The sequence below is a fragment of the Paenibacillus sp. JZ16 genome (genome assembly GCF_015326965.1).
Classification (GTDB): domain Bacteria; phylum Bacillota; class Bacilli; order Paenibacillales; family Paenibacillaceae; genus Paenibacillus_AQ.
The window spans coordinates 1,293,441-1,318,685 of sequence record NZ_CP017659.1; the positions used below are offsets into that span (position 1 = coordinate 1,293,441).

At 46.0% G+C, this 25,245-nt stretch carries 24 protein-coding genes and 1 riboswitch; of the genes, 4 read left to right on the forward strand and 20 right to left on the reverse strand.

Annotation, left to right across the window (positions count from 1 at the left end; translation table 11 throughout):
- Nucleotides 1-24 precede the first annotated feature (24 nt).
- From BJP58_RS05670 to BJP58_RS05705, 9 genes are all read right to left on the reverse strand, one after another.
- Nucleotides 25-819, reverse strand: coding sequence for a DUF2935 domain-containing protein (locus tag BJP58_RS05670; protein ID WP_194543156.1), 795 nt, complete (start codon nucleotides 817-819; stop codon nucleotides 25-27).
- A gap of 157 nt (nucleotides 820-976) precedes the next feature.
- The gene (gene hprK, locus BJP58_RS05675; RefSeq protein WP_071218491.1) at nucleotides 977-1,894 is read right to left on the reverse strand and encodes an HPr(Ser) kinase/phosphatase; all 918 of its coding nucleotides are present in this window, start codon (nucleotides 1,892-1,894) and stop codon (nucleotides 977-979) included.
- 246 nt (nucleotides 1,895-2,140) lie between these two features.
- Nucleotides 2,141-2,593 carry a nitroreductase family protein gene (locus tag BJP58_RS33545; protein WP_233354977.1) on the reverse strand — a complete coding sequence of 151 codons (453 nt, stop codon included), beginning with the start codon at nucleotides 2,591-2,593 and terminating at the stop codon, nucleotides 2,141-2,143.
- Nucleotides 2,590-3,198 carry a nitroreductase family protein gene (locus BJP58_RS33550; protein ID WP_233354978.1) on the reverse strand — a complete coding sequence of 203 codons (609 nt, stop codon included), beginning with the start codon at nucleotides 3,196-3,198 and terminating at the stop codon, nucleotides 2,590-2,592. The genes BJP58_RS33545 and BJP58_RS33550 overlap by 4 nt, the downstream gene beginning before the upstream one ends.
- 51 nt (nucleotides 3,199-3,249) lie before the next feature.
- Nucleotides 3,250-3,726 carry a MarR family transcriptional regulator gene (locus BJP58_RS05685; RefSeq protein ID WP_194543157.1) on the reverse strand — a complete coding sequence of 159 codons (477 nt, stop codon included), beginning with the start codon at nucleotides 3,724-3,726 and terminating at the stop codon, nucleotides 3,250-3,252.
- Nucleotides 3,727-4,127: 401 nt separating this feature from the next.
- Complete coding sequence (locus BJP58_RS05690; protein ID WP_194543158.1) at nucleotides 4,128-5,291, reverse strand: MFS transporter; 1,164 nt, start codon at nucleotides 5,289-5,291, stop codon at nucleotides 4,128-4,130.
- Nucleotides 5,292-5,357: 66 nt separating this feature from the next.
- Nucleotides 5,358-5,457: riboswitch (purine riboswitch) on the reverse strand.
- Between the two features lie 33 nt (nucleotides 5,458-5,490).
- Nucleotides 5,491-5,916 (reverse strand): VOC family protein, encoded by a 426-nt coding sequence (locus tag BJP58_RS05695; protein ID WP_194543159.1) that lies wholly within the window; start codon nucleotides 5,914-5,916, stop codon nucleotides 5,491-5,493.
- Nucleotides 5,917-6,036: 120 nt separating this feature from the next.
- Nucleotides 6,037-6,849, reverse strand: a complete 813-nt coding sequence (locus tag BJP58_RS05700) for a helix-turn-helix transcriptional regulator (protein WP_194543160.1) — start codon at nucleotides 6,847-6,849, stop codon at nucleotides 6,037-6,039.
- A 160-nt stretch (nucleotides 6,850-7,009) separates the two neighbouring features.
- A complete protein-coding gene (locus BJP58_RS05705) occupies nucleotides 7,010-8,278 on the reverse strand; it encodes an aminotransferase class I/II-fold pyridoxal phosphate-dependent enzyme (RefSeq protein WP_194543161.1) in 1,269 nt (422 codons plus the stop codon).
- Nucleotides 8,279-8,411: 133 nt separating this feature from the next.
- On the opposite strand from BJP58_RS05705, the gene BJP58_RS05710 reads away from it, so the two are divergent.
- Complete coding sequence (locus tag BJP58_RS05710) at nucleotides 8,412-9,617, forward strand: MFS transporter (RefSeq protein ID WP_194543162.1); 1,206 nt, start codon at nucleotides 8,412-8,414, stop codon at nucleotides 9,615-9,617.
- Nucleotides 9,618-12,422: 2,805 nt separating this feature from the next.
- Here the strand turns inward: BJP58_RS05710 and catA are convergent.
- The gene (catA, locus tag BJP58_RS05715) at nucleotides 12,423-13,076 is read right to left on the reverse strand and encodes a type A chloramphenicol O-acetyltransferase (RefSeq protein ID WP_194544842.1); all 654 of its coding nucleotides are present in this window, start codon (nucleotides 13,074-13,076) and stop codon (nucleotides 12,423-12,425) included.
- A gap of 647 nt (nucleotides 13,077-13,723) precedes the next feature.
- Here catA and BJP58_RS05720 point away from each other — a divergent pair.
- Complete coding sequence (locus BJP58_RS05720) at nucleotides 13,724-14,797, forward strand: beta-propeller fold lactonase family protein (protein WP_233354979.1); 1,074 nt, start codon at nucleotides 13,724-13,726, stop codon at nucleotides 14,795-14,797.
- A gap of 41 nt (nucleotides 14,798-14,838) precedes the next feature.
- Complete coding sequence (locus tag BJP58_RS05725) at nucleotides 14,839-15,009, forward strand: hypothetical protein (RefSeq protein ID WP_194543164.1); 171 nt, start codon at nucleotides 14,839-14,841, stop codon at nucleotides 15,007-15,009.
- 290 nt (nucleotides 15,010-15,299) lie between these two features.
- On the opposite strand, the gene BJP58_RS05730 is transcribed toward BJP58_RS05725, so the two are convergent.
- The 10 genes from BJP58_RS05730 to BJP58_RS05775 form a co-directional block, all read right to left on the reverse strand.
- Nucleotides 15,300-17,558 (reverse strand): stalk domain-containing protein, encoded by a 2,259-nt coding sequence (locus tag BJP58_RS05730; RefSeq protein ID WP_194543165.1) that lies wholly within the window; start codon nucleotides 17,556-17,558, stop codon nucleotides 15,300-15,302.
- Between the two features lie 183 nt (nucleotides 17,559-17,741).
- Nucleotides 17,742-18,356, reverse strand: a complete 615-nt coding sequence (locus BJP58_RS05735; RefSeq protein WP_194543166.1) for a histidine phosphatase family protein — start codon at nucleotides 18,354-18,356, stop codon at nucleotides 17,742-17,744.
- Between the two features lie 28 nt (nucleotides 18,357-18,384).
- Nucleotides 18,385-18,759, reverse strand: a complete 375-nt coding sequence (locus tag BJP58_RS05740) for a VOC family protein (protein ID WP_194543167.1) — start codon at nucleotides 18,757-18,759, stop codon at nucleotides 18,385-18,387.
- Nucleotides 18,760-18,780: 21 nt separating this feature from the next.
- A complete protein-coding gene (locus tag BJP58_RS05745) occupies nucleotides 18,781-19,014 on the reverse strand; it encodes a hypothetical protein (RefSeq protein ID WP_194543168.1) in 234 nt (77 codons plus the stop codon).
- 226 nt (nucleotides 19,015-19,240) lie between these two features.
- Entirely contained in the window at nucleotides 19,241-19,681 is a 441-nt protein-coding gene (locus BJP58_RS05750) for a hypothetical protein (RefSeq protein ID WP_194543169.1), read from the reverse strand.
- A gap of 55 nt (nucleotides 19,682-19,736) precedes the next feature.
- Nucleotides 19,737-20,246: a GNAT family N-acetyltransferase gene (locus BJP58_RS05755; protein WP_194543170.1), complete on the reverse strand. Its 510-nt coding sequence runs from the start codon at nucleotides 20,244-20,246 to the stop codon at nucleotides 19,737-19,739.
- Nucleotides 20,247-20,327: 81 nt separating this feature from the next.
- A complete protein-coding gene (locus BJP58_RS05760) occupies nucleotides 20,328-20,864 on the reverse strand; it encodes a GrpB family protein (RefSeq protein WP_194543171.1) in 537 nt (178 codons plus the stop codon).
- A gap of 51 nt (nucleotides 20,865-20,915) precedes the next feature.
- Entirely contained in the window at nucleotides 20,916-21,794 is an 879-nt protein-coding gene (locus tag BJP58_RS05765; RefSeq protein ID WP_194543172.1) for a phosphotransferase family protein, read from the reverse strand.
- A 261-nt stretch (nucleotides 21,795-22,055) separates the two neighbouring features.
- Nucleotides 22,056-22,331, reverse strand: a complete 276-nt coding sequence (locus BJP58_RS05770; protein WP_071218508.1) for a CD3324 family protein — start codon at nucleotides 22,329-22,331, stop codon at nucleotides 22,056-22,058.
- A gap of 394 nt (nucleotides 22,332-22,725) precedes the next feature.
- Entirely contained in the window at nucleotides 22,726-23,829 is a 1,104-nt protein-coding gene (locus BJP58_RS05775) for a threonine aldolase family protein (RefSeq protein WP_194543173.1), read from the reverse strand.
- Nucleotides 23,830-24,091: 262 nt separating this feature from the next.
- Here BJP58_RS05775 and BJP58_RS05780 point away from each other — a divergent pair, with 262 nt between their 5' ends.
- On the forward strand, nucleotides 24,092-25,015 hold the full coding sequence (locus BJP58_RS05780) for a cation diffusion facilitator family transporter (protein ID WP_194543174.1): 924 nt from the start codon (nucleotides 24,092-24,094) through the stop codon (nucleotides 25,013-25,015).
- The last annotated feature ends 230 nt before the right edge of the window (nucleotides 25,016-25,245 follow it).

A 25,245-nucleotide genomic window follows, 5' to 3' on the forward strand; every position in this document is an offset into this window, starting at 1 on the left:
ATGCATGGCTTACGTTACTATTCTTCAACCCGTGACTCTCGGCTTTGTCGGATCGCAGTTCGGATTCTGTATTTCACCCAGGGCAGCCAACTTGGACAAATAGTAGCACTCTTCACGATACATATGATCTGGCATCAGCGGATTAATCCGGTCCAGCACCTCCCCGCGCAGTTCAAATTCTTCGAGTTCTGCCAAAAAGTGCATGAACACCCTCATTTCCAGATCTATATCAGCGTGGAATTTACGCATAGCAGGAAAATCCTTTAAATGGGTCCTTAAATAACCCGTCATTTCTACCGCCTTTAGATAAAAGCCTTCAAAATCTTTTTGAAACGCCATGCTTTTTGCAATTAACGGCTTTTCAGCAAAATCAAGATCGGCCGCCAGGCTTGCTGCATGACCAAATGCATCCTGGAGCCAAACCATATCATAGTGCAAGGGATGAAACAGAGGTACGCCCTTACCTTCTTGTAACGCCTGTAATATCCGCAGGTATTCCTCCAATTCATTTACCATATGATTGACAAAGGAAGGTGTCAGAAGAAAATCAATTTTGCCTGCAAGCTGTCGTTCCAGCAATTTCAGCTTGAACTCGCGCAGTTCATAAGTGGCTTTATAGGCATCCTTCGTCAGTTTCTCGATGAATGTGGAGGCATCGGGTCGCCGCGACTCCCCAAGCAGCATATCAAATCTAGCCATTAAGGACTCTGCTGTAGCGATATCCCCTTTTTCCTTGGGGGAAAGTGCGGTAAAAATAAAACGACAGTGGTCGCCAAGAATCTGTAGCCAAAACCGGTGCTCATACAAGGGATCACTCATTGATCTTGCCCCTCCCAATAGCGTTATTCTCAGAAAATATATGCTGCTGACAGCGGAGTAGAACGCGGAAGGGATAATCAAACCATAATCGCGGCTCGAGCATCATTGACGACAAATACGGGATTGAACGTTTCAGTTGTTTGTGTCTAGCGCCACTTTACGACTGCATTTCGTTTTCGATCCGTTTCATAAAGTCTTCAGCCGCGCTGTATCCGAGTTGTTTCAGATACCAATTGTTGGCCGCCGCCTCGATCAGACTGGCGACGTCGCGTCCCGGCTGAAGTTGAACCTCGATATGCGGAATTTGAATGCCTAAATACTCTGTAAACTGAGGCACCGCCTCCAGCTCGTTGTTCAGGGAATTTTCACGCCAAGGCGACAGCTCAATATCGAGCACGATTCGCGTTTCGTCCTGAAATGCCGTGCGCCCGTATTGACGAACGACATTGATCAGACCGATGCTTCGCAGCGCCAGAAACTCGCGGGTCGTCTCATTGTGTGTGCCAAGAAGAGTCGAAGGCCCCAGCTTTTTAAGCACAACTATATCGTCTGCCACAAACCGGTGACCTCGTCTGATCAAGGTGTGAGCTGTCTCGCTTTTGCCAATCCCGGATTTACCCCGAAGCAGGATTCCTATGCCCGATACATTCACACATACCGCATGGATTGACATCTCCGGTGCCAATGTCTTCACCAAATAACTGTCCAACTTGGCGATAAATTCCGTAGTCGTCTCTGTTGTCCGCAATAACGGTATGCCCTCTTGGTTACAGAAAAGGGTCAGATAAGGAATCTCCTGCTGTCCTGACGTGACAATAAAGCACGGCGGATGATATTTGACGATATTCCCGATATGTAACTTGCGTTCTTCTATGGTAAGCGTCAGTAAATAGTTGATTTCCTTGCGACCGAGCACCTGCACGCGCTCCATAGGAAAAAAATCGAAATACCCGACAAACTCCAGCCCCGGCCTGTGCGTCTGTGGACGGGTAATCATACGATCCATGCGATTGGCTCCTGCCAATACTTCCAAATGAAAAATTTCCGTAATACTTTGAACGGTGATCGACTTCATGTTGTTCTCCTCCTGCGATTGCAGTATGTATTCGGATATATTCAACGAACAACAAGTACTTTCCTGCCTATTTGCTTCCATACTATGAGACAGCGTGAATCTTCCCAGATCATCAGCGTTCAATAGCAGCTACGACTGTCTATATTCATGCGCCGTTAGTGATACATAAAAATACGAAAAGCCGCCTATTTGGCGACTCTTGTGAGTATATCATGTGATCCTTATCGTAGGCTTGCAGGGCATCATCTACAACAACTCAAAGGTAAGGTCAGGTGTGTCCTCTACCCCTACCTTCACAGGCTCTATGGATTGTCCACCATATCCCATTTCCAGCACGGCAACGATCCGTTCACCATCATGAACACCAAATCGACGGGTGCATGCTCTATCATAAATCCAGTCATTCATCGTCATTCGTACATGGAGCATGCGATCCTGAGCAAGCAGACGGAAATTTTGCATGAGGCAGCTTGCCGCTGCGTAATCCTCTTCTCTTTTATGCGGATCCTGATCTTCCTTCATGACCAATATCAGATACGCCGGAGCCTGATCCTGTAAATTAGATAGCACGTTTGTGTTGTCAGAACCGATAAATATAAACCGCCAAGGTTCCCGCATTCCGTCATTAGGAGCCCATACAGCAACATTCAACAATTCCAAAATATGATTCTCGGAAACGGGTCTAGCGCTATAACTCATCCAATGCCCCCTCCTCCGCTCGTTAATATCGTCCATTTCTTTTCTGCTTGTGTTCGTGCTCTGCCTCTTGGAGCCTTATCGAAATAACCCAGATGAAAAATACCAACCAGTCTCTCATTGGGCTGCAGTTTCAACAGATCGAATAATTCCTTGCTCTGCATCATCGGTTCGGTGTCCCACAATGTACCGAGCCGACGCTGCCAGGCAAGAAGCTGAAAATTTTGCATGATCCCGCAGACCGCTGCATAATTCATATCACTTTTCCTTCTGTCCGCATCAGTAGAGGCAATAATAATGAGGTGGCCAGGTATATCAGTGACCCTCTTCCGAACGAAATCCCGAACCTTCTCCGGCAGCCATTTAACCAGCCTGTTCTTCACCAAGGGTTCCAGCATACTGGAAGCCAAACGTTCCTTCGCATCCGCCGTCCCCGCATAAACGCTTCGGAAGGCCACTTCCTCTCTGGAAGGGTAAAGCTGCCGTGCAGCGTAGAGTAAATCTATCACCAGCTCCTGGTCCACGGGGATGGAGTTAAACTTGCGGATGCTTCTTCGTTCTCTAATCGTCTTCATGAAATTCATGTTTTCACTCCCCAGCCATTGCACGCTTGAATCCCCCTCCAACTCTCCTCAAGGATCGCAACAGCGAACATATTCTTAATGATAAAAGTCAGCCAAATCTCCAAATAACCGCTTAATGAAGTCAAGCTCGGAATCGCTATATCTTTCCAAAAACTCGTTCATCCTCTCCTGCTCCTTGATATGGAACTCATCATGGATGGCAAAAAGCCTTTTTCCGGCCGCTGTTAACCGAAAGTACACTTCTTTTTTGTTATCATTGAGCTGGGCTTTGCGCACCCACCCCGCCTTCAATAATTTATTGGTTATCTTCGAGGTGTTCCCTTTGCTTAAGTTCATGGTCTCGGCAATGGAAGTGACATTAATCGGTTCTTGCTCCCCAATACACGCGATCGTATGCAGTTCCGTTATGTTTAAGGTGGATTCTATCTCTATTATTTTCCGGAGTTCTTCGATAAAAGAGCTGCTTAACCGGTTCTCATATTGTTCTTTTTGTTGCAGAAATTGAATGAAATTTTCATGGATAGTGTTTTTTATCATTTTGTTCGTACTCATGATTATGCAAGCTCCTCGACTCATTGTTTTTTTCATTATAACCAAAGTTCGTTTCGCAAGAAACAATATGAGTATACAATAGAAGTTACACCCCGGAAAGAAAAGATATTTTTAGTCATCCAGCCATACTACGCCTCCTTTACTTTGGATTATTGTTTCACGAGAATAAATATAAACCCATAAATTAAGATTGTATTCAAATGAACTATCCAAATATTTATTCATAGGAAACAATTTAATATTAAGGTTATTTTGATTCGGTGTCAATTCCACCCATTCTACATAACTGCTTGAAACGCAACCGTATCTTTGCCTGCAGCTCGAGTTTATCCCTTATGCTTCCAATGAAGAAAAAAAGGCAGCTGCGCGGTCGCAGCTGCCTTTTGATTTGCAGAAATGGACTATTTGCTTGTTTTCAACGAGAGCGCAGGTCTCGTTAAGGAATACAGGGCGCAAATTAGCGACACCATGACGATTCCTCCGCCTACCCAAGACGTACTCGCTACGGTACCTCCCTGCTCTAACACGAGGCCACCGATAGCAGATCCTAGTGCAATACCGATTTGCAGCGCGGAATTGTTAAAACTCTGCTGGATATCGGACGAGCCCGGATCCACTTGAATCAAATAATTCTGCAGCGGAGGAGCCAGACTCCAGCTTAATGCACCCCATACCATCATCACGACTAAAAATACGCCGATTGAGAATGTAGAGAACGGGAGTAGAAACAGCACCAGCATGAATGACGTAATGATGATTACAATGCTCTTGTTCGAGCCCAGCCGGTCGGCGAGGGCGCCTCCAAACGCCCCACCGCCGACTGCGGATAGTCCGAACAGGAAGTAACAGATGCTGATCCAGTACGGACTCAGCCCAAGCTCCGATTCAAGAAACGGCGTGAAGTATGCATAAATGGTGTAGTGCCCTGCAAGCATGAACAAGGTGGCGAGATGCGCTCCAGCGATTTTCGATTTGCCGAGCGCCTTGAGCTGAACGGATAACGGTGTGATATTTTCAGGCTTGATCCGATCCAGGAACATATAGATCAAGATCATGGAGCCAATCGACAGAATGCCGATACCGAGGAATAATATCCTCCATCCAAAAGCTTCACTGATCAAAATGCCGAGCGGTACGCCAAGCACCAATGACGAGCTGATCCCCATATAAATCACGCCTAATGCTTTCGCCCGATGTGCAGGCTCAACCACCTTGGCGGTAATGGTCAACGATAACACGATAATCAGCGCTGTGCTCATGGCGGTTAATATTCTGGCAGCCATTAACAGCGGAAAACTTGGACTTAGATAAGCCAGCAAGTTACCGATGAAGAAAACGAATAAAGAAATCATATAGAGCCGTTTCCGCTCCACTCTTGCCGTCAGCGCAAGGAGAACCGGTCCAGCTACGGCATAGACCAGGGCGAACACGGTAATGAGCTGACCAGCCGCACCGAGTGAAATATGCAAGTCGTCCGCGATAAGCGGGAGTATTCCGCCAACAATAAGTTCAACCAGCCCGACGGATATCGTTGATATCGCTAGAATTAATACTTTTAGATTCATCTGGAATGGAATCCCCTTTCTTCGATGTCATATTTGCTTATAAACAACAAAAAATCCTGATTACAAAAAATGAGAAACATTTTCTGTAATCAGGATTTTACGGTTCCTGGTAGAGACCCTCAGACCATATTAATGAGGTTATACATGTAAATATGTTTATTCAGTTGCACAACAATCGTTGATTAATTTATCACATCCGTTACGAAATATCAAGATGCCAGGCAGGATTCCAGCAAATCTCCCATAAGTGCCCGTCCGGATCGAGAAAGTGGCCGGAGTAGCCCCCCCAGAATGTGTCTTGTGCCGGCACGGTTACCGTCGCACCCGCCCTGCTGGCTTGCTCCATCACCTCATCCACTTCTTCCTTGCTGCCGACGTTGTGACCGATGGTAAACTCCGAGGAACTCGGAGGAGATAGAGGAACATTCGCCTCAACTGACAGATCCTTGCGATTCCATATCGCCAGTTTCACGCCTGCTTGCAAGTCAAAAAATGCTACAGCCCCATGTTCAAATTCCGTACCAATAATCCCTTCGGTCGATAGGCCGAGTCCATCACGGTAAAACTTCAATGACCGTTCCAGGTCATCAACGCCGATTGTAAGAACGGATATACGTGCCTTCATAATCGCATTACCTCCTATGCATCATCATCGTTACCTCTTACATATTTTCGCCGATGGCTCTATCAAAAGATTGTAAAAAACGGACAACGTGCGCCTACACGGCGAGAGTTCCATCATCGATCACTTCAAAGCCTGTTTCGGTGACATGCCATATAAACGCCTGAAGTTGTTAATAAAATGAGGTTGATCATAGTACCCGTAGCGGGCAGCGATATCAGTAAACCTTGTCGGCTTGGCCTGATGCAATTCCTGCAGCATGTTTTGAAAACGAATAATCTCCGTCATGACCTTCGGGCTGACGCCCAATTCCTTCTGAAATGTTCTTCTTATGTTTCTCTCACTATAATTAAGTTTTTCCGCCATGGCGCGAACCGTAATTCTCCCTTTAGCAGCGTACAGATACTGCATGCTGTTCTCTAGCAGCGGCTCGGAACGGACGTTGCTCCGGCCTAAGACGCCCATTAAGAATCTTTCAACCAATTCCATTCGGTGAGCGGAATCCTGAGCCGCGACCATTTCCTCGTTCAGCTGATTCACTTCCAGCCCCCATGCTTCCTCCAAGAATACAGGACCCTCACGGAAATCGGAAGCTGGATAATGTATGAATGGGCGGACGGTTTCCGCAAAAAAACGAATACCGAACAGTGACTGATCCTGCGTGAGTCTCATGGCTTCGTAAGATGACATCAATCCGGTAATGAAGGCGGAGGTTGAAGCATCCCGTGCCTTCAGATTAAATATAATATCGACGCAACCGTCAGGAAGAATGCGATGAAGCGGCTGCTGAAGTGACGAAGCTTGATAATCCAAGGTCCAATAACAGGCCACATAAGGTGTTAATGGCGGGCTTGGCAGATATTCTTGATAAGCATAAGAAGAATCCGAAGCAGGCTTCTCTATCGTTGGTGCTTGTATAGGGACATAGTTCCGCAAGTGTGCTCACCCTTATTTACATTGGATATGCAAATGACTCGAATAACATTGAAATTTACATCTGATGCATGCTGCCCTGCTTGGACCTGGAGGTTCATAACATGACCGTCACGCGTCGGAATGTAGACCTTCCAATCCCCCGTTACTTCGCTCCCGTCATTTATGACAAATGTCCGAATGCCCTCGGTGCCGGAGACTTACTCCCCTGAATAAACGTTCCTATTCGCAACGCCGCTTCGCGCAGGGCCGCCTCTTCCTGAACTAACGCGATTCGCACGTAGCCTTCTCCTTCGGAGCCGAAAGCATCTCCAGGAATAACCGCAACGCCGGTTTCCAGCAGTAATTCGCGGGCGAAACGGCGCGAGCTCCATTGAAGATCACGAAATGCTTCAGGAAGCCGTGCCCATAGGAACATCGTGGCCTGTGGCTTAGGAACAACCCATCCCGCTTCGGCAAGTGATGCCACGAGGACATCACGCCGTTGTTCATATAGCGAAGCGACACCCTGTTCCTCATCGGCAGATGCCATAGCTTGACGCAGTGCATGGACAGCCGCAATCTGTACAGGCTTGAATACGCCGAAATCAATGTTGCTTTTGTACTCCCGCAGCGCGCTCACTGCTTCCTCATGACCGGCAAGAAAACCGATTCGACACCCTGCCATGTTAAAGCTCTTGGAGAAGGAGTGGAATTCTACCGCGATGTCGATGGCACCGGGGACCTGCAGAATACTCATGGGGCGGTAGCCGTCAAAACCCATTTCAGAATAGGCAAGGTCATGGACGATCAGCACGTCCCATTTTTTCGCCAAACCAACCAACTTTTCAAAAAAAGCAAGATCTGCCCGGACCGCAATCGGATTCCCCGGAAAATTCAGCAGGATGAAGGTCGCTTTCGCCCAAATCTCTTCCGGAATGCTGTCCAGATCCGGCACGAATCCAAACTCCTCCTTCAGTGGAAGATACCATGGTGTTACGCCTGCAATCGCAAGCGCTCCCGCATAAATCGGATACCCCGGATTCGGCACAATGGCCACATCCCCCGGATTACATATGGCCTGAGCCAGATGCGACAGTCCATCCTGGGAGCCCATCAAAGCCAGGATTTCGGTATCCGGATTAACATTTACGCCAAATCGATGCTGCATCCAAGCCGCCGACTGCTCCCGGAACTCCATGGTTCCTCTTGTGCCTGGATATGTATAATTATCTGCTTTCAGCGCTTCTTGGCTCAGCACCCCACGGATATCCTCGGAAGGGCCACGGTCAGGGCTGCCGATGCTTAAGTCGATAATATGTCTTCCTGCTTGAAAAGCCTCTTGTTTCCACTCGCTGACCTCGGCAAATATGGAAGAACCGATCTGCGATAGTTTGTCCGCACGCCATGAGCGTTTGGAAGTTTGATTCGGCAAGATATCCACCCACTCCACTTTTTTTTCCTACATTATAGCATGAAGGTGGAGGAGCATCTCTGTGAAATCCTCATTTCAGGCTTGACTTGAAAAGCCTTTCATAACGTAAGATCGAAGCATACAAAAAGAGAAATCAGGAGAAGAGACAACCATGACCAGAACACGAGAGACCATCTTTATTATCGCCTTTACGTTTGCCGCCTTTGTACTAGGTACTACCGAATATGTCATTGTTGGATTGTTAAAAGACATTAGCGTAAGTCTCAGCATTTCGCTTGCCGCAGCCGGCGTCCTCGTATCCAGCTTCGCCATTGCATATGCCCTCGGAACGCCGTTTGCCGTTACGCTGCTCGGACGCATACCACGGCATGTTACCATTCTGACAGCGTATATAGCAGTGTTAGTGTTTAATTATTTGACCATCTTTGCCACTACGTACCCCGTCATGTTATTCATTCGCGTCATGACCGCGATGCTGTGCGGACTAACCTTATCGCTGGCGATTGCCGCGACCAGCGAGCATATGAGCGCTTCCCGCAGAGCCGGTGCGGTTGCCTGGATCATCGGAGGTTTCTCGATTGCCAATGTCCTTGGCGTTCCCGTCGGAACGCAGATCGGCCAGATGGCAGGATGGCAAACGGCTTTCATTGTTACATCATTAGTTGGGATCATCCCGCTAGCCTTGATGCTGGCCGTCATGCCCAAGAGCAATACGATTAGCGTAAGCTCCATGAAACAGCAATTTGCCTTGTTCAAGAACAGGCGAATCCGACTTGCCTTCTTCATTCCGGTCCTTGGCGTAGGCTCCGTTTTTATTGTATACACGTACATAACGCCGCTATTGGAAAATGTGATGGGGATTCCGCAGCAATGGATCAGCACTGTTCTGCTCGCTTACGGCGCTTTCACGATTCTTAGCAATTGGCTCGGGGCCAAGGTAGCACAAGGCAATTCAAGGGTTAAATTGAAAGTGATTTTCACCATCCAAGCGATGATTATGATGGCTCTTGCCCTTACCCTATCACTCCCCTGGATGGCCTTAGTGTCGTTAATGCTGGTCGCCTGCTTTTCCTTTGCACTCAGTACCGCCGTTCAGCTATACCTGATTGACCTGGCGGATGAATCTTCACCCGGCTCCAAGGACTTCGCTTCCACACTCATGCCGGTTGCATCCAATTTGGGTATCGCCATCGGTTCCCTGCTGGGCAGCCTTGTCGTGGATAACGTCGGCCTTGAATACCTGCCTTGGGCTGCAGTAGTGTTCGCTATCGGAGCATTTGCCGTTACTTCCCGCTGCCATCAGCTGGATCAAGAACAACTGGACTTAACGCTGCTGACATCAGCTAAAGCATCATAGATCGCTATTCTTCAATCCTTCTCATTTTCTGGTGAGAGGGATTTTTGGGTACCGGCCGGAAATCGGTCACTCACGTATGAACAGATATCATATCGGAGGAATCCCACAGTAATTAAGAACAGATACCTTATCGGAAGAATGACACAGTAATGAGAACAGACACCTTTTCGGAAAAATGCCACAGTAATTAAGAACAGACACCTTTTCGGAAAAATGTCACAGTAATTAAGAACAGTAACCTTATCGGAGAATGTCACAGTAATAAGAGCAGTAACCTCATCGGAAGAATGTCACAGTAATAAGAACAGTAACCTTATCGGAAGAACGACACAGTAATAAGAACAGTAACCTTATCGGAAGAATGTCACAGTAATTAAGAACAGTAACCTTATCGGAAGAATGTCACAGTAATTAAGAACAGTAACCTTATCGGAAGAATGTCACAGTAATAACGTTTTGTTTCAACGGAAAACTAATGAGAAGAAAGGAGGAACATTCAAAAAGCTTACCCGTTATGTAACGGCGTAAGTTTTTGCCTACCTCTTCTGCCTTCTGTCCGCATGTGTCACAAAAAGGCCGAGCCCCGCGTTCAACAAACAGTAATTAAGCTCAGCAGCGATTAGCCGCGTTCAGCCCCCTCGTTAGGATACGGCTACCCGGCATTGTTAACATCCACCGAGTTACAATCTTTGCGGACACTGATTCCGCTATTTCCTTGTTTCTACCCGATTCACAACAATATGCGGTCAAGAGATCCGCTATTGCGAGATTTTTTGGGGATTAGTCCGTGATTATGGTGCAATAGCGGATCCTGTGTCCGCATAAACTCCATAATCGGCCGATTTCAGTGAAATAACGGATCTTCTGTCCTCCCGGACTCCATATCGAGCGAATTTCAGCACATAGCGGGTCCTCTTCTCTCCACATGTGCCCAAAAATAGACCGATTTCCCCGTGAACAACTGTTATTCAATTCAGCGCGAATACAGATCCTCATTTCGGTAACGCCATTCGATATCGTTAACATCCAATTGGAGTTGCGATATTTGAGGACACTGGTTCCGCTATTTCCTTGTTTCTACCCATTTCACAACAATTTGCGGACAAGAGATCCGCTATTGTGAGATTTTCGGGGGATTAGTCCGTAATTATGGTGCAATAGCGGATCCTGTGTCCGCGTAATCTCCATTATCGGCCGATTTCCGCAAAATAACGGATCCTCTGTCCTCTTGATCCCCATTATGGGCGAATTCCGGTATATATAGCGTGACCTCTTCTCTCCATATGTGCCTAGAACATGCCGATTTCGGCATAATATCGATCCTCTAGCCTCATGATTCCCTTATAAGCGAATCGCAGCATGTGACGGATTCTCTTCTGCCTTCTGTCCGTATGTGTCACAAAAAGGCCGAGCCCCGCGTTCAACTATAATTCAGCTCAGCCGCGATTAGCCGCGTACAGACCCCACGTTAGGATACCGCCACCCGGTATCGTTAACATCCAATTGAGTTGCGATATTTGAGGACGGTTCCGCTATTTCCTTGTTTCTACCCGATTCACAACAATAGGCGGACAAGAGATCCGCTATTGCGAGATTTTTTGGGGATTAGTCCGTGATTATGGTGCAATAGCGGATCCTGTGTCCGCATAAACTCCATAATCGGCCGATTTCCGCAAAATAACGGATCCTCTGTCCTCTTGATCCCCATTATGGGCGAATTCCGGTATATGTAGCTTGACCTCTTCTCTCCATATGTGCCTAGAACATGCCGATTTCGGCATAATATCGATCCTCTGGCCTTTTGATCCCCTTTGGGCGAATCGCAGCATATGACGGATTCTCTTCTGCCTTCTGTCCGCATGTGTCACAAAAAGGCCGAGCCCCGCGTTCAACTATAATTCAGCTCAGCCGCGATTAGCCGCGTACAGACCCCACGTTAGGATACCGCCACCCGGTATCTAACATCCAATTGAGTTGCGATATTTGAGGACACTGGTTCCGCTATTTCCTTGTTTTTACCCATTTCACAACAATTTGCGGACAAGAGATCCGCTATTGTGAGATTTTTGAGGGATTAGTCCGTGATTATGGTGTAATAGCGGATCCTGTGTCCGCGTAAACTCCATTATCGGCCGATTTCCGCGAAATAACGGATCCTCTGTCCTCATGAACTCCATAATGTGCCGACTTTGGGCCCTCTGTCCTCCTCCACTCCATATCGATCGAATTTCAGCACATAGCGGGCCCCCTTCTGTCCACATGTGCCCAAAAATCGACCGATTCCTGCAATAACGGATCCTCTGTCCTCTTGATCTTCTTAATAGGCGCATATAGAATCGGCCTTCCACACGAAATCCATAACGGGCGAATTTCAGCATATAGCAAAGCCTCTTCTGCCCGCATGTGCCCAAAATAGGCCGATTCCCGCCTATAGCGATTCTTCCCGCACCATCCTACTGTTCAATGGATGCCCTGCTTAAGCAGCCATCTCCCGGCACGCTTTCGCACATCGAAAGCATGCTTCAACTTGTGAAGATTATATGAGGATGTTGTATTATTTCGATTCAATTGGCAAACAGAAAAGACGACTGCATCGCAGTCGTCTTTTCTTGCTCATTTTGATCATGAATCTTATTCATTTTGATCATGAATCTTGTTCATTTTGATCATGAATCTTGCTCATTTTGATCATGAATCTTGTTCATTTTGATCATGAATCTTGTTCATTTTGATCATGAATCTTGCTCATTTTGATCATGAATCTTGTTCATTTTGATCATGAATCTTGCTCATTTTGAGCATGTATTATGTTAACCAATCGTCAAAAGAATCCGCCAACCTTTGCAACTCCTGAAAGAACATGCTGGCATGATAACCATCACACACAGCATGGTGCACCTGCAATGAGACTGGAAGCAGAATACGGCCTCCCTGCTTGGTATATTTTCCGCCGGTTATGATGGGAAGAAGATAGTCTGCTTCATTGACAATGTTTAGATTAAATCCGCTAAAGCTTGCCCAGGGTATCATGGATATGGGAAACGTGTTCGGAGGTGGATTCTCTTTAACGAACAGCCCCTTTGTATCCCGATATTGCTCCATGTCCTGCTCGTAATGATCATGGAATCGATAGAAATCATTCGAAAATGCTGTCCATAAACAGGAGAACGTATGGTCATCGTTATGGAAAAAGGTATAACTCGGCGTCATTCGATCCCAGTAACCCAATTCCCCTTCGGGACTATAGGAAGTTTTGAATTCAACCCAGTCATTGACAACTCTTGTAACCATATAAATAAAAGCTGGATAAAGCTTGAATCCATTAGTTTTTAAAGAATACAGCAAGCGAGTAATGTCGATATCCACGGTGATACTGAAGGTACATTTATTCGATCGAAGATAATGCTCGTAATAAGGCTTTCTCGTCCACTCTTCAACATTAATAATGTGAAACTTCATCATTTTTGCCCTCCTAAAATAATTTCGTTCTATTTCAGGAGGGTACATCCACTGATCTAATCACACGCCATCACTCCAAAGTTACCGTAGTAGTATAGCTATTACATATTTTAACCTTTACAGTAATTCCTTTAAATTAACAATCTGTTATATCTTCAAATTTATCTGATTCTGCCCAGCTTCATTATTATAAATGATACAGCCGTCAAAAAAAATAGGTGTCTGTTTATGAGCCCACTGGGTACTTGTGCACTCAACACATGCACAGGATACGTATGATATACCAATTCAAGGGGAGGTGTTCGCGGATGGGGTGTCCATCTAGGAAGGTCAAACGCTGTCGGAAGAAAAAAATGATTCTCATACGCAAACCGAAAAAGAAAAAACGTCGATGTATTATTACCAGAAGGAAAGTGATCCGGGTAAAATGTCCACCGCCCACGATCATAAACGGAGCTGCAGGGGTACAAGGTTCACAGGGAATCCCGGGCCTACCGGGACCTCCGGGCATTCCAGGTCCACCGGGACCGCAGGGAATCCCGGGTCCTCAAGGTGCTCAGGGAGTACCAGGCCCTCAAGGCGCTCAGGGTCCTCAAGGTCTTCAAGGACCTGCGGGTGAAAGTCCAACGGATCCCTGTTTTGAAGAATTGAGGGATACTTTGCTGCAATTAGACAATCAATACATTTCGGTTTCGACTTCCGGCTTCACCGATAGTATCGAGGGTCGGATTTTGCGAACCGGAGAAGGAACGGTTATTCTTACCGGTGTATTCGGAACGCGAATCATTCCGGTATGCTCCATTAATTCCGTGGACCACGGTCCCTTCGCTTATGCTTTATTTGCTTTCAACGATGTCATCACCGTCATTAATACGGCTACAAATACCATAATGGGCTTCATACCAGTCGGAGATAGTCCAAACGATATTGTCTTCACCCCTGACGGTACTCGTGCCTATGTAACTAATTTTAGCGATGATAATGTCCAAGTGATTGATACCGCCTCCAACACCATCATCGGCCCGCCAATTCCGGTTGGAGATGGTGCCAATCGAAATGCCATCACGCCGGATGGTTCGCGGGTATACGTCACGAATTTTATTGACAGCACGGTCTCTGTCATCGAAACGACCATAAATATGGCCATCGGAACGCCAATACCCGTAGGGGCCGGTCCTAACGGAATTGCCATTACGCCGAACGGCTTGCGAGCCTATGTCGTTAACTCAACCGATGGAACCGTTTCCGTTATCGATACGGCTTCGAATACAGTACTCGGCTTGCCAATACCGGTTGGTTTATTGCCTCAGGAGGTCGCCATTACGCCGGATAGTACTCGAGCGTACGTCACCAATTTCTCAAGCGCCTCTGTCTCCGTCATCGATACCGCCTCCAACGTGGTCATTGCGACCATCCCGGTCGGAAATAACCCTACCGGAATCGCGATTATGCCTGACGGATCTCGGGCCTATGTCACGAATGCCGGCTCCGATACTGTATCCATCATTCATATTGCTGCCAACACGGTTATTGCTCCAACAATCACGGTTGGAGATAGTCCGAACGGTATCGCAATTACTCCAGATGGTACAAGAGCGTATGTAACGAATACACTGAGTCCCAACATTTCAATCATTAATACGTCATCCAACACGGTTACCTCAATACCATTAACCAATACGGGATACACGGGGATTGGCATAACGCCTATAACGATCTAGATGGTTCATAGGAATCAATAATCGATGAGGGAAGGTGTAATATGCGGAAAAATGATATACATGCTTGGATTCGAAAAGAGCTGAATGATCATCCCGATATCACAAGCGTCGAGCTTGCAGAGAAAATTCGAATTCCGCTGCATATCGTCCAGATTTTTAAAGAAAAATTAATCAAGAATGTCGATCGTACACCACTTCAAGAGCATGAGTAATACCATGTTCCTTTTCCAATACGAAGATTGAAAATATGTTGTAGTATCTGACATTAGCTGGGCACTAGCGCACGATTTCCTCGTCCTCCAATTAAAACGGAGACTCCGTATGAAAAAATACACCTAAACGCCCCACTCAGGAAAAAGAAGACACAGTGCCCAGCAGAAGGAAACGATCAAGACCATGCATTCACACCACGCGCCTTACCTCTTGTTATTCTCCTAACAACAATAAAGACTTCACTCCTCAAGCGGGTGCTCAAGTCGTGAAGCCTAATTGTAATCAGTTCTTAATGATGTGCTTCAGGCATTTGGGTAAACAGCAGGTTTACTGGCAAATTGCTCCCTGGCGCAGCCGTCAGCATGATTTCAACCTTTTGTTCGTAATCGCCTGTACGATAGAGAACCGCTTGCTCGCCAGGAGCTACCTGTCCAAGGGAATAGATCGGTACAATCGTTCCATTTACCATAGCATATCCCGAGTACTTACCGCCCCGCGGGTTAAACGAGATCAGAGTATCCGGCGCTACGCGATCCAATGTTATTTTATACAGGACACCAAAGTTACCCGTGTTGTGCGTAATGTCCCCAACCATAGGGTCCATACCTTCCAGGTTAGGGTCATCCTGATTGTCTCCAAGTACGAGACGCTCGGAATTTGCACCCACCAGTTCGGAATAATGGATGACTCGTGTTGAATCCGGATAGGTTCCACGGTTGTGAACCCCATCGCGATTCAGGATGGGCAGCGTGCTTAAAACCTTCAATGGATCCGATTTCTCATCAATCATCACGACATCGAACTGAATCGGCAGGTCGCTGTACATATCCGAGTATAGGGAAATGACATGTCCTTGCTTCATTCTCACATCGCTCAGTTCCGTCATAACCAGTTTCTGTTCGCCTGGTGCAAGCGTCACTGAAGCCCGCTTCGAATCGTCCTGCATCGATTGGAAGTAGTTCAGCACAGACTTCTTGCCTGCTGCCGTAGCGATCGGCGATGGACCAGCAAATCCCAAGTAATCTTGTCTAAGCGTTACCGGAGTGCTGTTTTTGTTCGTTGCAATAACGTACATTTTCACATTTTTATTCAAATTGTTCACATGGTGAATCATAAAGCGCATATCGCCAACCGCCGTCTCTTGGTACACAATACCTTCGCTGTTGACGGTTTCCGGGCTGTTACTGCGAATCAACGTGCTTGGCTCATCGTAAAAATCGTAATTAATCTTCGGACGCGAAGTCACATTGCCGAGGAACGTGAATTTTTCCCCTTCCGGGATAAAGAGCATATTGAAATCCTCTTCTTGATATAAGGTCTCGTTCGTCACGTTAATCGTCGTCTCGTAGGTAGAGCTAAGTCCCTTCTTGTCCGTGGCCGTTAACTTGATCGTATAAACGCCCGGTGTGAAGAATGCATACTGTTTATTTTCCCACTTGTACGTCAGATCCTCAGGCTTGTCCTGGTCATCTGTAGTTTGATTCGTATAGGTAATCAACTCACCCATTTTATACTCGGACTTATCGGTCTCGAACATGGCGACAGGCGGAAGATTCGGCTGAATGACCGTAATCGTTTGGCTATAAGGCTCGCTCCACGCCCCTGTAGAATCTTGAACCGAGTAAGTGACTATGTATTCGCCTGGTACATCGAAGATATCCTGTTTTCCTTCCCAGCGTTCATTGATGATTTCACCTTGTACATTCTCCAGCTGCGGTGTATAGGTCACCGTGGTTTGTCCTGCATAAATCTCCTTAGGCCCCACCGTAAACTTGGCTACTGGCTTGGTTTCCAGATTCATAATGACACGTTTGCCTACATTATCCACTTTATATTGAATATCAAGCGCTTGGGTTATAGCTGTCAGCGGAACCATGAAGGTGCTTTTCGTCTGGTAGGAGGTTCCTTTCATCTCTTTGGTTACGCCATTCACGGTATACTTGCTGCTGTCTGTTTTGAAGCGAAGCTCATTGGTTCCTTTGGTTATAACGGTTTCTTTGGTCTTCTTATCGTAAGTGACCTTGAAGCCTACACGGTCCACAAGGGCACGAATGGGAACATAGGATACTCCCTTTTTGACTTGCATCGGCTGCGGTGCATTGTAGGTAACGCCGTCTTGTACCATTTTTGTACTATTGAAATATAAAATAAGTTCTTTCCCCGTCACGGTTTGCTGGTTATTCTGGTTGCCCTGCTCTCCCGTAGTTGTTGCCGGATCTTGCACTTCGCCGGTTTCCTCTACCGGTCCTTCGGTTGTTCCTGTTTCATTAGGCTCTTGAGAGCCTTCTGTCTCTGTCGTAGTAGTTGTTTCCGTTGTTTCTGTTGTTTCTGTTGTTTCTGTTGTTTCTGTTGTTTCTGTTGTTTCTTGAGCAGCGTCTGTACCCCCAGATGTTACTGCTTTGGTTGCCGCAGCGTTTTGCTCGTACACTTCTTGGGTGACTGACTGTTGTGGTTTGTCTGCGGTATTTGCATCCGCGCTCGCCGGATAAGCTGCCGCTAATTGGGCAACAGCCAATACGGTTAGCAATGATCGTTTCTTCAGTTTCATTCCATAACTCCTTCTAATCCTTTTTTGATATTTATTTAGGTCATACTATTAGACGCAAATTTTGGTAAAAAAGTTTCTCTGATCTGTTAATAATATTTACGATAAAATAGATTAATGTAAAACCTATGAAAAATCCCTCAACAGCACGATGGCTATTGCGGGATTATGATGTTGCATAATATTTCAGGATAGATGCCCCTGCAAATTCGTAGCCGCGATTATCTTTTTCCCGCTCCGATCATATCTCCATAGATGAACGCCTGTATCGCCTGTCGGAATATGAATATCCGTATGATAAGGAAGATTCAAAAAACTTCGGAATAACATCGTGATCATCCCGCCGTGGGAGACAATACAAACCCTTTTCAAATCAGGCTCGCTATGAATTGTAGTAAACAGCTTGGATATGAATTGTTCGGCTCTTGCTCTGAACTGTACTTCAGATTCTCCGCCTTCGATTGCATCGTGCCGTTTTCTTCCTCCATCAGGCAGGGGATATTTAAGTAAAGCCTCTTCTCTTAGCATACCGGCGATGACCCCATTATTTTGCTCCATTAAATCATCATCATAGGTAACGGGGACTTTTGTCGTTTCAGCAATGGCTGCCGCGGTCTGCTTGGCCCGGTTTAACGTACTGGAGAATATGGCATCCAAAGTATATTCACGATGAATCCACTCTGCCAGGAGCCGTGCCTGCTGCTGGCCAAGATCCGTCAGTGCAAAGTCAGCCCGTCCTTCACACCGATTCATAATATCCGCTTCCGATTGTCCATGTCTGACGACCAGAATTTCAACCATGTCACATCCCCCTGTTCTCCTTTACTCTCTATAACTTATTACCAATCGCGATCCATCGCCCGTCCACATCCTCAAACACAAACTCATGATTGTTATAATCCGTTGTCGATAAAGCCCTGACAATCTTCACGCCCAAATCCATAAGCTCTTGCTGGATTTCCCGTTGTCCGTAAGTAATAAAATAAGCATCGTACCCATATCCGTAACGGATTCGATTCGGAACAACCTCAATCTCCGTCTTCGTTAATACAATCTCAACAGAGTCCTTGTAGAGGCATACATGCGGTTCTGCTGCATCAAAATAGTTCATGGCACGGAACCCGATTCGCTCATAAAACTCGCTGGTTTTCTCGAAGTTAGAGGTCGGGAAAATCTGCAAACAATGCGAAAACCCTTTATTCATCGCTCTTTCTCCTGTATAAGCTTATTTATGATCCTTCTCATTGCCACGCTTAAAATTACCGGTCACTTTAGCCATCATCAGTTGGGCTTCTTTGAAGTCTGCCCCGGTTACCCTGGAAAGAAATTTATCACTTTCTTTACCCGACAGGATCTTGACTTGTTTCCCCATCCAATAAATGAATACTTTATGATCTTTGGTAACCGAATAAGTAAACACTTCTTCATCCAGTCGATTGCGTTTATCCACATTGCCCATTTTTACTACCTCCTGAAGATAGTAACTCTATTGCTTATTCTTAATTTCCCGTATATCTTTGATCATCATGTCGAGTCTCTCAATGATTCTCTCGTCATTGTCCAGTTTCTTTTTGAGTCTAACCTCAATCACAATGAGTTCAATAATAAGCAACACGATAAGAACACCGATAATCATAGCCCGCTCCTTTCTGAACCTGATACCTTCACCATGTTATACATGAAGCTCAAGTCATCCGATCTTCCTTCATCCTCTCGGTAATCGGAGCCGTTCCAAACAGATGAAGGATAGCCAGGTAGAATGGGTACAACGCCAAAACAGCGATGGCCATGAGTCCTGTTACAGGATTCGGTTTGTCTGCCGGATGGGTGATCGGAAACCATGCAGCCACAATATAGGTCAATATAATGAAATAGGGGATCCACAAAATTAGCGAAAAGAAAGACGCTTTACGGCCACCTAACCAATGCCTGATCAGCTTCGGAAATCCGAAACCCGATAGAAGCAGGCCAACAAAGAAGAAAACCAAAATCACAATATTCACGTGATCCAGCCCCCAGCCTGTCACTCGACTGATTCGGTAAACGTTGGCCATGAGCTCAATCCCGACAAAAGGGAACCAGGCATACAAAAAACTCGACATATTTAATCGAATGACGAAGCTCATGTTTCACTCTCCTGAAACTTATATAGCTGAAGCCGATGATTAGCAGAACGATTTATTAAACCAGCTCTTTAATCAGATACAGGTTCAGATCGTCATCCGCACATACCATGTCACCGGGCACCACAGATTCGTTGTTGTACATAATTCCGTTGCCGTCCGGAATATAGCCGCGCCGGACATATATTCTTTGAGCCGCACCGTAGTCCCTGTACAATCCAACTCCGATACCGATACGCGGCATTTTTTTGCGGACGATGTTCTCGAATTCTTCCATGATGCTATTAGCTATGCCGTTTCTCCGGTACTCCGGGAACACATTCAGATCATTGATTTCCGGAATGCTCTGCTCTCGAAAATAGGGATAACTCGATTCGTATTTCAAGTGGGAAACACCGGCCAGCTCCTCATGAACAAAAGCCAACAAGGTGACACGCTTGTCGATTTGGTTCTCATATTCGCATAAATCGTAATACTCATCCGGGCGCATTATATTTTGCTGCTGAAACGCTTCCTTCCAGATGCTTTTAAGCTCCGTGTTATCTAACACCTTTAATGTAACGTTCATTGGTTTACCTCGCTGTTATGTATTTTGTTGGTAGGATTCAGCTCAAGATATAAGATGTTACGTTGGATTTCTTTCAACATTTTAGCGTGCGACCTGCTTCAATACCCGCTGGATAAAGTCGGATTTGCCTTCCGTATAGGCTTTTCGATCATTACGAAAAGTTATGGCTAGTTCTTTCTTTAATGAGGCGTATTCTTTGACAAGCTCCGGGTTATTGATGAGAGCATCCCGAAAAGTAATATGCCTGTATAGTTCTTGGCTGTCCCGATGGCAGACATATAAATGCTGGGTCATTCTCAAACTAATCTCCTCGCTGTAGGGAACATACTCATCTTTCCTATCAAAAGCTTCCCTGCCCTCGACCCCTAAATCCCCCTGATGGCTATAGCCAAGGGTTTCTAATTTCGCAATGACCGCCGGAAGCGATTTCATGGATTCGATCACAACATCGATATCCAATATTGGCTTCGCGGCAAGCTTTGGTACGGAGGTGCTTCCCACATGCTCGATACTCAGCGCATCAGCACCAAGAGTAAGTGCCAATATGGATTGAATCTCCTGAAACATTTTTGGCCATTCGGGATTATATTCCTCGATGATGACGGGTTTAGGTGTCATTTATGCGGCTCCTTCAGCAGATTATATCATGTAAAAATCCATGATTATGTTTCATCTAAAATCTCGTATGCCTGCCTCAAACGCCTCAGCGTCTTGATGAATGACTCCATGCAGCGCCTCTTGCAAGGCAAACGTGCTTCTATAAAAATGAACGCGCTCCGCGATGTGGTCTCCATTCGGGTACATGGCGATACACTTTTCGAAAAACTCTTGACCATAACCCGCTAGGATTCCCGCTAAATCATATGCCGGGTCTCCAATCCCTGAACCCCCAAAATCAATGATGCCCGTCATTCGACCTTTCTCCGGACTCCAAAGTATGTTGGACGTGCCAAAGTCACCGTGAATGCAGGTTGGACGAATGTCACGATTCGCAGGGTTGTTCAGAAATCTTGTGAAGTTGCTTGAGATTTCCTCTTGTGCATCGGGCCTGATGAAACGAAACAACTGGTCTTGAATTTGTGTGTACAATCCGGACATCTCTTCGTGGACATTTACAACATTTCTATCGTCAGCGATCCATTCATTGATCTCCACAGTATGAAGCTGAACGAGAAATTCGACCATCTGTTCTGCTACCCTATCCTCGATGTCCGAATTCCTGTGTAAAAGCAGATCTTCTGACCATAACGGCTGACCCTCGATTAACGGATAGCCCATGAACATTTTACCCACCTGCAAATCGTCAAATGAAACATACATCGGATTCGGTATAAGCAGAGTTACCTTGTTCTTGATCCTATTCAGTAATTGAGTTTCTCTGATCATCGCTTGGAGACTTTCTGCATACTTAGGAAATCTGAAGACCAGCGTCTGATTCAAAATCAACACATCGTTGTTCTGACCTATGTTGTTCATCTCAACGTCTTGAATATCCAGGTGCGGATAAACTTCTTGGATGCGCTGGGTATATGACGGTATCGGGTTCATTGCATAAACTCCTTCTACTTGCGAATGTCGTTAACCTCTATTTTAATGCTTTTCCTTAACCTGGTAAATCATGACGGAGCAATATTGGCGACTTCGTTGGAAATTTTCTGCATGACAAGCTACAAAATATCAGAAGTTCGTTCCCAAATTTCTGACAGTAATTCTCCTTAATTGAAAGGGCCAGAACACGTGTCCTGGCCGCTCTTTCCTGATGATAACAATGCTATATAACGGTTTCACGAAAAGGATATCCGATCTCGCCTATTCTTTCATTCGTTCTGCCCGAATAATTCTACGGATCGATTGCTCCGTTAAATAATATCGTTCTGACAATGTACGGATGGAGTCGCCATGCAAATAACTTTTGAGAATGCTCCGATTCCGAATATCCAGGTCCTTCTTGACCCCGGTTTGTTCACCCCAGGACTTCCGGTTCTCCGACTTTCTCGGAATATAAATATAACTTCCATCAATATATTGTTGAATGGTTTTGACTACATGTTCAGGTAAAATATCAAGTGCTTTCTCGTATTTCATTTTCTCTGCTCCTATCTACATAAAATCGTGTAAATAGTGAGCAAAGCCGGCACATGAAATATTGCGGTTCTAATTCATGTTGAAGAAGGCTCCGAACAAATTATGCCCGATATTTCCGTGCGGCTTTGCCCGGAGCCTGATTTAACGACTTGAACGGTTGTGCTTCTAACGTGAGCCATCATGATTTTCACCTCGCCAGATTGGATATTTCAAAGTTTACTCGGTTCTACTTGTTATTCTAACAAATTTGTTCCCCTTTTTAACCATCAATCCGGATAGGACTCACTCCACATGGTATACTTTTCCCATAAACCAGTTAATGAGGAGCCTGTTTCCGTGGGGCCGATTGGTTGAATATAGACAAATGAAAAAGGACCTGATTCAGGTCCTTTTGTCATGCGCTCGCAGCTTCCCGCAATTTCTCATTCAACAATTGAAAAGCTTGCTGAATGCTTTCTCTTGGCGTCTTGCTGTACCGCTCCCCAATGTGAACTTCCGTATAACATTGGCTTCCCCCTGCTTCGTTTAGATAACTGATCAATCCGACGCCCGTCGCGCGGTAAACCTCAATAAGAATCGGTTCAAGCTGTTCTTTGTCCCATTCAAAATGTACATGAAACATATTCGATACGGGCACGGCAGGCTTCGTATTCACGCCCTTGCACTGATTAAACAGCGCTGCGAGCTCTTTAGCTTCCTCGTAATACCGGCCCATATTACCTATTCTTTCCTTGTAATAATAACTTGAACTGATGATATACGGGTAAAGACTGACCAGATCCCCGCCATGACGCCTTTTCCATACTTTGGATTTCTCCACAAAGTCGGTGCCGCCAGCCAGAATAGCGCCGGCAATCCCGCCTATACCTTTATAGAAGGACACATATACACTGTCAAATAGAGCACAGATTTCGGCCGCCGTTTTTTGATAATACGGAGTGATCTCGAACAATCTTGCCCCGTCCAGATGCAGCTTTATGCCTTGAGAACGACAATACGCCGATATGGCCTCCAACTCTTCGTATTCGGGCAGCTGCCCTCCGATTTCACGCTGCGGCAGCTCCAGCAGCAAACATGCAATTTCGCGATTCAGATTCTGCACGTCTTCAAGCGTAATCAAACGCTCTTTATCAGCAAGAAGAATCGGTTCGATATGATGCAGCTCCTTAAGCCCGTCCTCTTCGTGAATCTCCAGATGACAGAGGGGATGATAAGCCACTTGTTTCAGCCCAGCATCATCGCACCAGATCCGCAAAGCAATCTGCTGCGCCATGGTTCCGCTCGGAAAAAAGACAGCCGATTCCTTGCCCAGAACGTCTGCCATGCGCGCCTGAAACTCCTCAATGATGGCGCCTTTGCCGTATGTATCCCCCATCTGCGACCCATCCACATCCCGAAATGCCTCCAGCAGCACCTCGAGATTCCTGCGGCTATGTCCAATCAATGGATAGGCTGTTTCGCTATAAGCTTCGCTAATCGATTTACGTTGTTCTCCCATGACGCATATCACTCCTTCTCTTTAACCGATAATAAGAACTCATCATCAGACGTAAAAATTTAATTTCTTCGCTTATCAAGCATACTAGATAAATGAATAAGTGGAAAATCATATTCGCTTTCGTAATACCTTCGGAAAAACTTGACAAAAGCAAACCGAAGGATTACATTGTATATGAGCATATGTTCATATTATAAATAACGCAAATGGTTCCATGATTATTGATTTATTCCACAGTTGGATTCGAAGGGAGTTTTCGATTATGCATCATCATAACCACCATCATGGGCATGACCACAGCCACCATGATCATGCCCGCTCAGGAAACAAAAAAGGACTTGCCATTGCCCTCATCATCACACTTGGCATCATGATTCTAGAGTTTATAGGGGGCTTGCTGACCAACAGTCTGGCTCTGTTATCCGATTCCGGGCATATGTTAAGTGATGCCAGCGCTTTGCTGCTCAGTCTGGTCGCATTATGGTTTGCCACAAAGCCCTCATCGCCGAATAAAACCTATGGCTTTTACCGTTTTGAAATATTGGCAGCACTACTAAATGGCGTCGCCTTGTTTGTCATCGCCGGCTTTATCGTATGGGAAGCGATTCAGCGCTTTGACGACCCGCCAACCGTCGCCAGCGGAAGCATGATGCTCATTGCAGCCATCGGCTTGTTGGCTAACCTTCTCAGTGCCTGGTTCTTGATGCGAACGGGAGATGTAAAGAACAATGTGAATCTCCGCAGCGCATACCTCCACGTTATCGGCGATGCGCTCGGCTCGGTAGGAGCCATCATCGCCGGGATCGTGATGATGGCCTTCGGATGGTATATTGCGGATCCTATCATATCCATCCTTGTGTCGATCTTGATTCTGAAGAGCGCTTGGAGAATCATACAGAATACCGTTCATATTCTGATGGAGGGAGCACCGGCAGCGATAAACCCTGAAGAGGTAAAGAAATCCCTGCAGTCTATACCTGGGGTCACCGGCATCCATGATCTTCATATTTGGACGATTACGTCCAATTTCGATTCCTTAAGCTGCCATCTCGTCGCCGAGGATGAAGCGAGCAGTTATGAGATTCTGCAACAAGCGATCGATCTTCTGGACAGCCGATTCCACATCGAGCATTCAACGATCCAGATTGAGAACTCCACTATCACGCATCGTGATAATAAAGTCTAATCTCTTCTCTGCGGTAGTCCTTTAGTTCATGAAAAGGGGAAAAAAAGCTGCCGAGGTTTACACTTTTTACAAGCTCGGTTGACCTCCATAATGAGAGTATCAAGACATTCTACCGGCGTTACAGCAAACTCCGAATGTCTGATAGGGAGGTTAACATGAGCAACGATTTTTATACACTGGAAAAACTGAACGAATACCAGCAAGCAAAATGGGACGAACTTGATCGTCAA